The organism is Okeania sp. KiyG1 (assembly GCF_014132355.1).
In the GTDB taxonomy this organism is placed as follows: domain Bacteria; phylum Cyanobacteriota; class Cyanobacteriia; order Cyanobacteriales; family Microcoleaceae; genus Okeania.
In genome coordinates this window covers 123,453-135,607 of record NZ_BLZO01000118.1, presented here as the reverse complement: position 1 = coordinate 135,607, position 12,155 = coordinate 123,453, and the positions used below count along the sequence as shown (strand labels likewise).

Sequence of the window (12,155 nt, the reverse complement as noted above, 5' to 3'; positions counted from 1 at the left end):
ATAGTTAGTCAGTATGTGACATACTCCCACACGCTCGCTGACGCTATAGTGTGGGCTTCTCGTTTCGCAGTCCTGCCACTGCATCGGACTCCACGAGCTTTAAAGACGGAATGCCCTACCGCCCTATTTTTTATATTTATCGCGGCATTTAAGTCGCGGTCTATGACAATACCGCAATGCGGACAAGAATGAGTTCGTATGTTTAATTCTTTGGGGACTTTTTTTCCACAATTTGAGCAATCTTGGCTGGTATTTATAGGGTTCACTGCTATGGTTTTCTGTCCAGCATTTCCAGCTTTGACAGTCAAAATAGACAGGAATTTTCCCCATCCTGCATCATTAATTGATTTACTTAAACGAGTCTTTGCTAGTCCTTTTATGTTTAAGTTTTCATGGGCAATAACATCTGCTTTTGATAACAATTCATTGGCTGTTTTGAAATGAAAATCTTTACGTTTATCGGCTACCTTTTTATGTTGTTTCGCTACAGCTTTGACAGCCTTGAGCCTCCTTTTACTTCCTTTTTTCTTTCGAGATAAACGTTTTTGCAAAGTCTTTAATCGCTTCTGAGATTTTCGATAGTATTGAGGGATAGAAACAGATTCTCCTTCACTTGTTACTAAGAATTCCTTCAGTCCCATATCGATTCCCAGAGTATTTTCTAATGTAGGTTCCACTTCAGTTGTTAAAGCTGGAACTGATTTTTCTTCTAGGGATAAAGTTACATAATAACCATCAGCTTTACGACTAATCGTCACTGTTTTAATTGTAAACCCTTCTGGTATTGGACGATGTTGAATTAACTTTACCTTTCCTATTTTGGGCAAATTAATTTGATTTTCTTCTATGCAGTCAAGTTTTATTTGAGGATAAGTAAAACTGCGATAACGTCCTTTTCCCTTAAACCTTGGTTTTCCTGATTTTTGTCCTTTTATGTCTGCTTTCAACCATCTATCAAAGGCAAGTTTTACCCGTTTTATACAATCTTGTAACACCTGAGAGTGAATTCGCTTGTATTCCGGAAATTTGTCTTTGGTATTGACTAAATCTTTTTTTTGAGAGTAATAATTTGGATTATCTCTTAGTTGAGGAATTGGCATTACCAAGGGGCAGGCGTTAACTGGACAACGGTTTTCTGACCACCACGAGAACCGCTCACCTAACCGATAGTTGTACTGCCGACGCAACAAGTCCAGCCATAGTTCTATTGTGGCGATTTGATATGATTTGGGCCTTAATTTATATTGGTAGGCAGTGCGCATGGTGGAAAATTTCTGGGGTTATTGGAATATCATAATACAAGTTTTTCTACTAAACATCTCCTCCATGCATAGGGAGTAGGGGGAAAGAATTAATGATTTCTGTACGATAATTAATTTGATTTTTTATTATTGGAGATGTCTACTAGGGCGAAGGCTTCTGCTGTGATGTTGGAAAATTGAATGGGCATCGAACCTATTCAATTTGCCGCAGATTCATCTCACGCCAAATTAAAGATTATGGCGTGAGATGAATCGGCGATTCAGCTAAATCTAGATTATGCAAAAAACTAAGAAATTGTGGTAACTGCTCAATAATCCGGGGTAAATTAGGTAAATGGCAAGCCTCAAATGGCATAAAATCGTTCCTAAACTGGTAGTCTGCCCCCATTTATTGAGCGGATACAAATTGTGGATATAATATAATCATAAATCCAACCTACAATTATTAATGATTCAGACAGAGCTTATTTTTCTTTTTTGAGTTTAAAATAATCAGGCCATATCCTCATACTTGTTAAACCTTCTGAGTAGATAAATCTCATATAGTGTTTCTCAGGAAGCGTGAGATACACCTATCTTTATTTCTATCCTGTTCCCTGTTCCCTAAAAATTACGAATTTTGTACCTTACAAGTATGGCAATTACTATAGTAAATTATTTCAATTATCTTATTGAAAAATTAAAATGCTTAAAAATATATATAATGAGAGTAGAGTTGAAACTATAAACATAAGAAGTTGTGAAATTCAGACTTAAAATATGACTAATACGCTGGATTTTTCAATCATCAATATCAAATAACAGCTTTTGAACTCCTCAGAAAAAAAAGATCCCCATCATCAAGGAAGAAAACAAGTATGTCCAGATACGACTCCCATCTTAAATGCTCATTTTGTGGCAAATCCCAAGATCAAGTCCGTAAGTTAATAGCAGGTCCTGGGGTTTATATTTGCGATGAATGTGTAGAACTCTGTAACGAAATATTAGAAGAAGAAATTTTTAACTCTAGAAAAGATGATACTTCAGCTAGCCAAATCGGCTCACAATTAGCAGACAATAATTATTCAGCTAAGAGCAAAACTTCCTTAGAAGCAGTTCCAAAACCTACAGAAATTAATCAATACTTGGATCATCATGTAATTGGACAACACCAGGCAAAAAAAGTACTGTCAGTAGCAGTATATAATCACTACAAACGTCTGAGTTGTCAAACAAATCATAATTCCGACCACAGCGTTGACCCTGATGTAGAATTACAAAAATCTAATATCCTATTAATTGGCCCAACTGGTTGTGGAAAGACTCTGTTAGCCCAAACTCTAGCAGAATTACTAGATGTGCCATTTGCAGTAGCAGATGCAACGACCCTTACCGAAGCTGGTTATGTAGGGGATGATGTAGAGAATGTTTTGTTAAGGTTATTGCAAGTAGCAGACTTTGATATAGAAGCGGCTCAGAGAGGAATAATATATATAGACGAAATAGATAAAATTGCTCGTAAAAGTGAAAATACTTCCATTACAAGAGATGTATCTGGAGAAGGAGTCCAACAAGCTTTATTAAAAATCTTGGAGGGGACAATAGTTAATGTCCCACCACAAGGAGGACGTAAACATCCCTATCAAGATTTTATTCAGCTTGATACCAATTCAATTTTATTTATTTGTGGTGGTGCTTTTGTCGGGTTAGAGAAAATAGTTGAACAACGACAGGGAAAAAAATCATTGGGCTTTATTCAGGCCGAAAATATTAATCAAGAGAATATCGCTTTACAATCAAAAGAAAAACGTAATATTAATGTACTCAAAAATGTAGAACCAGATGACTTAGTTAAGTTTGGTTTGATTCCAGAATTTATTGGACGAATGCCAGTATTAACAGTAATTGACCCATTAGATGAAACGGCATTAATGAAAATATTAACTGAGCCACAAAATGCTCTAGTTAAACAGTATCAAAAATTATTAAAGATGGATAATGTTAAGTTAGAATTTCAAAAAGAAGCTCTCAGGGCGATCGCTAAAGAAGCATATAGACGCAAAACAGGAGCTAGAGCATTACGAGGCATTTTAGAAGAATTAATGTTAGAGGTAATGTATGAGTTGCCATCCCGTAAAGATGTAACCCGTTGTATTATCACTGAAGAAATGGTAGAAAAAAGATCCACTGCTGAATTGTTATGGCATCCAACTTGGCATAAACAGCATGAGTCTGCTTAAAAATTATCAAATATAGAAAAACTTACTTGATTCTCAGCCATAAGTATACAAATCTATAGCAAAGAAAGGGTTGGTTAGAAAATATACCGACAATAAACCTTAGGCAAAGAAATATTTTTCCCACAAATAAGTTATTGCCTGTTGCCTGCTATATTCTGAGTCAAACTTTCTTGATTTTTACTATTGCTAAATCTAGCTTGTGATATACTAGAATGTGTTATCGGTTTCGAGGATCTGTTTAAGTTCGATGGGCGTTTTCCAGTTTTTCTTTACAGACTTGTCTCCGAGTTCTATTCCTTTTAAATTTTTAGCTGATTTGGGAGACAGTCTATGTCAATATATGTGGGTAATTTATCCTACGATGTCACACAAGAGGACTTAAATGCAGTATTTGCTGAATATGGACAGGTAACAAGAGTTCATTTACCTATAGACCGGGAAACAGGTCGAGTACGTGGTTTTGGATTTGTGGAAATGCAAAGCGAGGAGGATGAAGAAAAAGCAATTGAAGCTTTGGATGGTGCAAGTTGGATGGGTCGTGATATGAGGGTTAATAAGGCCAAGCCACGAGAAAATAAGGGTGGTGGTAACTACAGTGGTGGCAATAATCGTAAGTTCTCTGGCAGCAACAAATACTAACTTATCAAAAACGTTCCTAGAATGCCCGCATCAAATAGAAATAGGCGTGAAAAAAATGTAGAAATGTTGAGTACTGGAGCAGGGGGCAAATTTCAGGGAGAATAGGAAAACTCGACCTGAATCGATAGCAGAGGTTATTTAAAGGATAGTTAAATGGACTGTATATAACCTCTCTAAAAAGCTTGCTGAATAGGAATATTTTATTTATGAAGATGTCTATATATATTTGGTGTTGGGATAAACGGTGAAAAAAAGCACACTGTATAGATGCAGCTTGTGTAAGAGAAGTGAATCAGTTAGACTTTAAGACCACCCAAGCTTTAGCTGCTATCTACACTGGGCTTGGAGGTAGACAGAAAGCAGCGGTAAATAAATTAGGCTACCCGATAAGGTATAACCCACTAAAACCGATAAAAGCTTGGAATAGTGGAGACTAGCGCATTGAACATTGAAACTGGGGAAGTTGGTAGAGTTAATCCTCGGTAAAAATCAAATAATTTTAATTTCACCGAATAATTAAGGTTTAAAGCCTCTCCTTTAAAGCAGAAACAATGAATTAATTTTCATTATTAGTCAATCAATTCCGTTTTCTTTTGAGAGGTAATAATTAATAATTAATAATTAATTATTAGTTATTGAAGGTGTCAGGACAAAAAGCTAAAAGTGTTCATGTAAGCAAATGAAAAGTTGTACATAAAAAAGATGGTTATATCTATACATTTTGTCCACAGTTGTCGATAAATGTCGAGGAAAATTCCGTCTAAAACTTAACAGACCATACTAAGAAATATCTGTTGCTTGCTAGAGCTTAAAAACATGGACTGTCCTAGGGCATGTCATCAATTAAAGAGGTTGACATTAAAAGTATAGTGTGCTTATGAGGAATAACTACAGCAATCATAAAAAAGGACTGCTCTAAATGACTAGACGTTATGGCTTGCGTATGGGACCAATGGGAACGGATTCAAAATCTACTACCAGGCTGCGAAGGAATTGTAGGTAGGACTGCCACAGACAACCGCCTCTTTGTGGAAGCTGTTTTATACAGGTATAGAGCAGGAATTGCGAACCAGAGACTTACCAGAAAGATTCGGGGAATTCTGCGTAGTCCATACCCATTTTAGTCGTTGGAGCAGTTCAGGGGTATGGGAAAGGCTATTTCAAGCTAAGACTGAGGATGCAGAAGTCTGAATATGCCATGATCGATGCCACTATTGTTCGTGCTCATCAACATAGTGCAGGAGCGAAAGACAGTAGTGGAGAACAGGAAGATATAGGCCGTATTCATTAATTGATAATGGATAATTGATAATTACCTCGGGTTTTAACCGCTACGGAATTGAATATAAGGAAATATTATTTCTTTTCTTGGTCGATGGTCAGACAGCGAGGAGACCTCGCCATCCCACCCTACGGGAAGCTGCGCTACGACCGCTGTCTTGGTCGATTGGATATTGCGAGGGGACCTCGCCATCCCTCGACCGCTTTTTTCCCCTTAAAAGGGGAGACTTCAAGGCGCGAATTATTTAATTATTAATAATTAATAATTAATAATATCATGTCCGGTAGCATCGGTATTGTATAGAGAAGGCAAGGAAGAAGTAGGGGTGCCATTCGTCAGCTATGGGTCAGCAAACGGCCGAAAGCTTGCGCATAACTATCGTTAACGCCCCTACAAGACAAGGAAAAATCTTGGAGGAATTCCTAAAGGTAGCTTCAGTCATTTTATTGGCATAGCGATCGCCTATGACCTAGATCATACAATACCCATTTTGTCAATTTTTTAATTGATGACAGGCTCTAAGTATTCAGAGCTGATTTGTAAACTGAGTTGAAACTCCTTTCTAGCATGAGTTTGCGGAAAATTATGTCCTAGGGGCGATCGATAGTGTCGAACCCTTACACTGTAAAGCATTTATCCTCTTAATATTTACTTTATAAATCAGCTCTCAGAAATCCAAAGAAAATAATATTGACTACTCCCCGGAGGTCAGTCACGGGGATTCTAAGTTGATACTACGCAACAGGATAAATCCATGTTGCTTCGTTTTTTCGAGCGCTGACCAAAGATATATTCTTTGGGGACAATTTCCGCGGTGCCCCTACAAAGTCGGCTTAAGTTTAACCCTAGCTTTCTGCTTACTTTAACAGTAGTATATGAATCTGTAGCTTGGTAGATATTCATACTATGCAAATCATCTCAATACTTTTTTCGTTCATCGATCTTCCGAGTAAAAATTTACGCATAAATACTTCCTCTTATGATGACTCAATCACGGCAGCTATGATTTTCTTCTAAAATTCTGTCTCCTGTCTTCCCCTCCCCTCCTGGGAGGGGCGAAGGGTGGGTTGTCTCCTGACTCCTGATTCTATACTACATTTTGTGGTGCGGAATGTGGGACATAAAATTTGGCTTACTTCAATGATAGGAATGATAGGAAATTCCTGCCTGCTGAAACCGACTTAATACTTCTGCCAAACGCTCACATTCAGCAATTAGACTAACCCTCACATAGCCCTCTCCTCCACTACCAAAAGCATTTCCAGGAGTCAGCACAACCCCAGTTTTTTGTAATACAGACAAAGCAAAATCAGTAGATCCTACTCCTGGTGGACAAGGTACCCATAAATACATAGTTGCCAGAGTTTTCCGTACATTCCAACCCAGCTTACCTAAACCTTGAATCAGAAAATCTCGACGTTGCCGATAACGTTCTTGAACCTGTTGTAAAAATTCATCCGGTAACTGTAGAGCAGTTTCAGCAGCGGACTGTAGAGCAGCAAACACTCCATAATCTAAATTAGTTTTCAAAGTGCGTAACCCTTGAATAATCCGAGAATTACCAACAACAAAACCTATTCGCCAACCAGCCATATTATAAGTTTTAGACATAGTGTGAAACTCAACACCAATATCTTTTCCTCCAGGAATCTCCAATAAACTTGTAGGCTGATAACCATCAAAAGCTAACTCAGCATAACATAAGTCGTGAACCAGCATAATTTCGTACTTTTTCGCAAAAGCCACAATATCCTGGAAAAATTCTCGTGGGGCAGTAGCTCCTGTAGGATTACTAGGATAATTAAAATAGAGAATCTTTGCCTGCTCTGCAACACTATCGGGAATATCCCCTAGATCGATAATCCAATCATTTTCTGGTTTCAGTAAAATGCTATGAATCTTACCTCCAGCAATTAAAGGGCCACGAAAATGGGCAGGATATGCAGGATTAGGTGCTAAAACTAAATCTCCTGGATTCACATAAGCCAAAGCTAAGTGAGTTAAACCCTCCTTAGAACCCAAAAGTGGTAAAGCTTCACCTTCTGGGTCAAGTTTTACACTATAACGACGGAAATACCAATTAGTAATTGCCTTTCTGAAATTGGCAGTACCTTCAAAGGGGGGGTAACCATGGTTAGCTACTTCTTGTAAAGCGACCATGGCGGCCTCCACCACAGGTTGAGGAGTCGCTCCATCAGGGTTGCCCATTCCCAAGTCAATTAAATCTAGCCCTTGTTCGCGGGCACGAGCTTTTAGTTCGTCTAAACGGGCAAAAACATAAGGTGGTAGTGCTTGTACCCTGTTTGCGGGATTAATCCAATCCATATTTATTACAAGTTGAGGCTGGAAATAGGTAGTTCAACAATTAATAATTAATAATTAATAATTAATAATTAACAATTATCTCTCCTTGAAAAGAAGAGGATTGACTAATAATGAAAATTTTGTCCTGTTTCTCCTTTAAAGGAGATGCTTTAAACCTTAATTATTCGGTAAAAGTGAGACTACTTAAAATAAACTATTTTTTTCAAAACATCAGATTTCAATCTTCAGAAATTAGCTGTAGTATCTGCATAGGTATCAATTTGTGACATCTCCCACACGCTCGCTGACGCTATAGTGTGGGCAACTCGAAACGTAGTCCCGGTATCTCGTCGGACTCCACGAGCTTTAAGGACGTCTGGGCCCTACCGCCCTATTTTTGATATTTATCGCCGCATTTAAGTCGCGGTCTACTATGCCACAATGGGAACAAGAATGAGTTCGTATGTTTAATTCTTTAGGGACTTTTTCTTCACAATTTGAGCAATCTTGGCTAGTATTTTTGGGGTTCACAGCTATAGTCTTTTGTCCAGCATTTCCGGCTTTGACACTAAATTTTGTTTCTCTGACTCCAGTGGGACTGTTGTTGAAACCATTGCTGCTACTAATTGCTCGGGAATTACCCTAAATGGTAAGCGATGAATATCAGAGTTGCCACAACAAGCAACTTCAGCAGCACGCCATAATTCAGACAAACTGATTTCTCCTAGCCCTAAGTCACCCAATGTTTTTGGTAAACCAATCTCATCATAGAATTTTAACAGTTGCTGTCTGGCAGTTATAGCTAGTTGGTTGCCTTGTAGCATTTCTTCCAACCTTAGTTGGACTAATATACCATAAGCAACTTTTTCTCCATGTAATGTACCATGACTTGCTGATAAATGAGTTAGGCCATTATGAACGGCATGAGCAGCGACAGTCCGACATTGAGCACCGCCAATACCTCCAATTAAACCTGCTAATAAGACTGTGGCATCGACAACTTCTTGCCAGGTCTCTCCACCAGGTTCTTGTAAGGCTACTGTTGATTTTTGGAAGAGAATATCTCGTAACACTCTTGCTTGTTGGACAGCAGCAATGGTCATTGTTTGTTCTGAATGGCCACTACTAACTGAGGCTTCATACCATTTGGCGATCGCATCTCCAATACCAGCTACTAATATACGGGAAGGCCCAGTTTTGATGAGACCATAATCCAGGATTAGCAGGTCTGGACATTTAGCTAGACTAACATCATACAAGAAAGCACCTTGGTCTGAGTAGATATTTGATAATGCAGTCCAAGCTGCACAAGTGCCTGCTGAGGTGGGAATGGTGACTATGGGTAAATGACATTGGTGGGCTAAGAGTTTGGCTGTGTCGAGGGCTTTGCCGCCACCTATGCCAATTATGAGGTCTGCTTTTTGAGCTGTGACGATTTGGCGAAGATGAGCTAGACTTGCTTCACTACAGTCCAACCCGTAGCTGGCCTGAGTAAATTTTAATTGATGATTTTGTAGTAAAGGCCCAAGGTATGGTTGAATGATATCCAAGGAGCGATCGCCTCCTACAATTAAGGGATTAGCTCCAAGATGGGCGATCGCTTCTCCTGATTGAGCTAGAGCCTTTTTCCCTCGAATAATTTGAGTTGGAGCAATATTTAGGGATAATGTTGTTGCTTGGGAGGTGTTAGTCTGTTTAATCATGGCGACTAAGGCTAGATTAGAGTCAATTCTATTGAGTATAGGCAAATCTTGTTATAGTTGTCAGGCTTTACTGAAAAGTTTTAATCTTTTTTGAATTTATAAATCTCATACTTACAGATTATTAACTTTTTTACTGGCTATTGTAAGAGGAATATAATTGAGTATATATTATATATATAGTGTTGACAGATTAATTGTGGAACTGAAAAAAATTATACTCCATCATCAAGTATTTAATTATCTATATCAAGTATCAATCCCAGAATGAATCTTTAACTATATAAACAGCGTTTAGCAATTTATTTATTCAGCTATAAGTTTGATACTGAAACCGAAATAAATGATATTTAAAAAGGAATTTAAACCAGAGTTGATAGCTGTTAACACAGAGGTAGTTATAAATCATAAAATTTTGATTTATTTAGTTATTTTAATTGGCGACTAAAATTCAAACTGTTTATGTCATAAATATTTTTCAATATGGTGTAACTTTGATTATTTATTAGATTTATATCAATTTTATGTGAGGCCGAACAGAATCAGAACTCAGAACTCAGGAGAAAATCATTAAGTATTTATGTTTTGCTCTACAATTAACTCCGATAAAAATTTGATTCTATGCAACTTATTATGAATTTTGTATTAACAAGTATTTGCCCTCATCTAATTAATTTTTCTTTAGGTAAAATAGTTAAAGTGAGAAGTAGGTACAGTCAAATTTATAAAAATATCTAACAGTCATAGTATCAACTAAAACTAAGTATTTGCACAATTAAATTGAGGAACAAAAACAATGAAAGGTTCATTTGCACAATACGCTCAAGAAAGCAGTACAGAGATAATACTTTATTATATCAACGGTCATTCAGAGACCTTTAGTTTACCAATAAATTCTCAACAGTTTCAAGTTATGTTACCACAGTTACTTCAAGAACCTTGGATAACTTTTCACTTAATAGATCAAACAGTTTGTATTTCTACAGAAAAAGTGATGAAAATTGAAATCAAACCACCAATAAATCAAATGCAAGGAGAAGGTGTCTTTGCCAATTCTCAGAGAATCACTGCTTTACAACGGAATGCTACCAGATAACAAATAATTTAATTTCTAGTTTTTTGAGAGTAGTTAAAATCAAGCAGAAATGAATTCTGAACAAATATAGCTCTACGCGCAAGTCAAAAATCGGGGTTGCTACATTATGGAATGATATTGCCAAAAATTGGTTTAGATTTTGACTAAAAAACCTAATATTAATCATTATAGCAATTCTCAAATCCACAATCCAATCAATCAAAAATTTCAAATCATTCGTCACTGTGCAACGCCCAAAAATCAGTAGGGGCAAATGGCCATTTGCCCTACAAAAGCGAGTGCTAATTGGCGAGCTTTCCTACGGGGCGCCTACTGTGCTGAAGTAATTCCGCACACAGTCCCTCCAGAATGTAAGACGCACATCTGACAGTCAAAAGTAATCCCTGTCTAGGTTTGAGCATTTATAAATGTCCTAACCTTTGCTTCGACTGGTATAAAATAAAATGGTAGATTGAATTTACCGAAGAATTAATAGACATAGGCGTGAAAATCAAAAATAAAATCAATTCTTATCCATAAATTATCAATTATTCCCCTCCACGGTCGGGGTTAGGGGTGGGTTCCCTGTTCCCTGTTCCCTGTTCCCTCTTTTCTGGAGATGTCTAATAATTAAATAATTAAATAATTCAGTTTTAAAGCCTCCCCTTAGCTGCGCCGCGAGCTGTCGCTCTACAAGGGGAAAAAAGCGGTCGTAGCGGAGCTTCCCGTAGGGTGGGATGGATGGATTTCCTAAGCATATCCAATCAACCAAGAGAATAAATTTTTTCCCTACCGCGTCAATCTTCTTCCTTTTAGGGAGAGGTAATTATCCATTATCCATTATCCATTAATGAAACTATCGATCGGCAATTCAGAAAAAATTGTTTAACAAATGATTTGAGTTCAGATGATTTTCTGTAGTGATATTAGAAGATAAAATAAAATCGGCTTGATTATGCAAAGCCAATTAATTTTCTTCAATAAACGAAGGCACTTATGCCCTCTGTCTTTCCCGATCGTATCATCAAGAATGTTAAGATAGAATAGGCAAGAAAAAAAATGCTGTACTCAAAAAAGCGCATAAATTCTGATACTCAAAAAAATAGTAAACGAGAGCAAAGTGTGCCTAATAAAGTTGTTAGTCTAAGTCGTGGAATCAAGATTCTCTGGTTGCGTACCATTGGATTTGTACTTCTAGATGCAATTCTTGTATCTCTTGCTTGGAAAAAGGCTTACTTAGTTAGCTCAGATGTAGTCGGAACTTATGCTTATCAACCAGCATTGTTGTTGCCAATTTTATTAATTACTCTAAGTAGTATAGCTGCTGCTAGTTTGTATGGCGATCGCGAAAATCGTTGTCATTTTTTTAGCCTAGTAAAAAGTCTGACATTTGCTCAAGTAATTTTACTATTACTGGCTTTTTTATACCAACCAGAATCAATTTTTTCTCGTTCTACTTTTGTACTAGCATGGTTATTTAATCTCATATTTGTATCGGCAGGTCGTCTAATTTCAGAAGCAATAATTATCGTTATTCCCAGACAAAATACCGTCACTCACAAAATTTTTTTAGTAGGTACTTCCCAAGATACTTTAGTAGCAAAAATTTCTCTAAAATTAGTCAGTAATAAAAATATGAAATCTTAGGAGAAATAGATTTATCTACTAAAGAAA

9 protein-coding genes and 1 pseudogene are annotated in these 12,155 nt (G+C 37.2%); 6 read left to right on the top strand and 4 right to left on the bottom strand.

The window, feature by feature from the left end:
• Positions 1–8: 8 nt before the first annotated feature.
• Complete coding sequence (locus SAGCYANO_RS28455) at positions 9–1,262, bottom strand: transposase (RefSeq protein WP_237396790.1); 1,254 nt, start codon at positions 1,260–1,262, stop codon at positions 9–11.
• Between the two features lie 857 nt (positions 1,263–2,119).
• Between SAGCYANO_RS28455 and clpX the strand changes: the two genes are divergently transcribed.
• From clpX to SAGCYANO_RS45825, 4 genes and pseudogenes are all read left to right on the top strand, one after another.
• Positions 2,120–3,481: an ATP-dependent protease ATP-binding subunit ClpX gene (gene clpX / locus SAGCYANO_RS28450; RefSeq protein ID WP_202223147.1), complete on the top strand. Its 1,362-nt coding sequence runs from the start codon at positions 2,120–2,122 to the stop codon at positions 3,479–3,481.
• A gap of 330 nt (positions 3,482–3,811) precedes the next feature.
• Positions 3,812–4,120, top strand: coding sequence for an RNA-binding protein (locus SAGCYANO_RS28445; protein WP_202223146.1), 309 nt, complete (start codon positions 3,812–3,814; stop codon positions 4,118–4,120).
• 287 nt (positions 4,121–4,407) lie between these two features.
• On the top strand, positions 4,408–4,557 hold the full coding sequence (locus tag SAGCYANO_RS28440) for a hypothetical protein (RefSeq protein WP_202223229.1): 150 nt from the start codon (positions 4,408–4,410) through the stop codon (positions 4,555–4,557).
• A 482-nt stretch (positions 4,558–5,039) separates the two neighbouring features.
• Positions 5,040–5,402 (top strand): annotated as a pseudogene (locus tag SAGCYANO_RS45825) (IS5 family transposase); the annotation flags it as partial.
• Between the two features lie 1,137 nt (positions 5,403–6,539).
• On the opposite strand, the gene SAGCYANO_RS28430 reads toward SAGCYANO_RS45825, so the two are convergent.
• The 3 genes from SAGCYANO_RS28430 to SAGCYANO_RS28420 form a co-directional block, all read right to left on the bottom strand.
• Positions 6,540–7,733, bottom strand: coding sequence for an aspartate aminotransferase (locus SAGCYANO_RS28430; protein WP_202223223.1), 1,194 nt, complete (start codon positions 7,731–7,733; stop codon positions 6,540–6,542).
• Between the two features lie 339 nt (positions 7,734–8,072).
• Positions 8,073–8,237 carry a transposase gene (locus SAGCYANO_RS28425; RefSeq protein WP_237396789.1) on the bottom strand — a complete coding sequence of 55 codons (165 nt, stop codon included), beginning with the start codon at positions 8,235–8,237 and terminating at the stop codon, positions 8,073–8,075.
• A gap of 2 nt (positions 8,238–8,239) precedes the next feature.
• A complete protein-coding gene (locus SAGCYANO_RS28420; RefSeq protein WP_202223222.1) occupies positions 8,240–9,409 on the bottom strand; it encodes an iron-containing alcohol dehydrogenase family protein in 1,170 nt (389 codons plus the stop codon).
• 793 nt (positions 9,410–10,202) lie between these two features.
• Here SAGCYANO_RS28420 and SAGCYANO_RS28415 point away from each other — a divergent pair.
• Together SAGCYANO_RS28415 and SAGCYANO_RS28410 are read left to right on the top strand one after the other, a co-directional pair.
• A complete protein-coding gene (locus SAGCYANO_RS28415) occupies positions 10,203–10,502 on the top strand; it encodes a hypothetical protein (RefSeq protein WP_202223145.1) in 300 nt (99 codons plus the stop codon).
• Between the two features lie 1,038 nt (positions 10,503–11,540).
• Positions 11,541–12,128 carry a hypothetical protein gene (locus SAGCYANO_RS28410; protein ID WP_202223144.1) on the top strand — a complete coding sequence of 196 codons (588 nt, stop codon included), beginning with the start codon at positions 11,541–11,543 and terminating at the stop codon, positions 12,126–12,128.
• Positions 12,129–12,155 lie beyond the last annotated feature (27 nt).

Coding starts and splice junctions, on each gene's coding strand:
- SAGCYANO_RS28455 (WP_237396790.1), bottom strand. CDS start 1,262: ATGCGCACTGCCTACCAATATAAATTAAGGCCCAAATCATATCAAATC.
- clpX (WP_202223147.1), top strand. CDS start 2,120: ATGTCCAGATACGACTCCCATCTTAAATGCTCATTTTGTGGCAAATCC.
- SAGCYANO_RS28445 (WP_202223146.1), top strand. CDS start 3,812: ATGTCAATATATGTGGGTAATTTATCCTACGATGTCACACAAGAGGAC.
- SAGCYANO_RS28420 (WP_202223222.1), bottom strand. CDS start 9,409: ATGATTAAACAGACTAACACCTCCCAAGCAACAACATTATCCCTAAAT.
- SAGCYANO_RS28415 (WP_202223145.1), top strand. CDS start 10,203: ATGAAAGGTTCATTTGCACAATACGCTCAAGAAAGCAGTACAGAGATA.
- SAGCYANO_RS28410 (WP_202223144.1), top strand. CDS start 11,541: ATGCTGTACTCAAAAAAGCGCATAAATTCTGATACTCAAAAAAATAGT.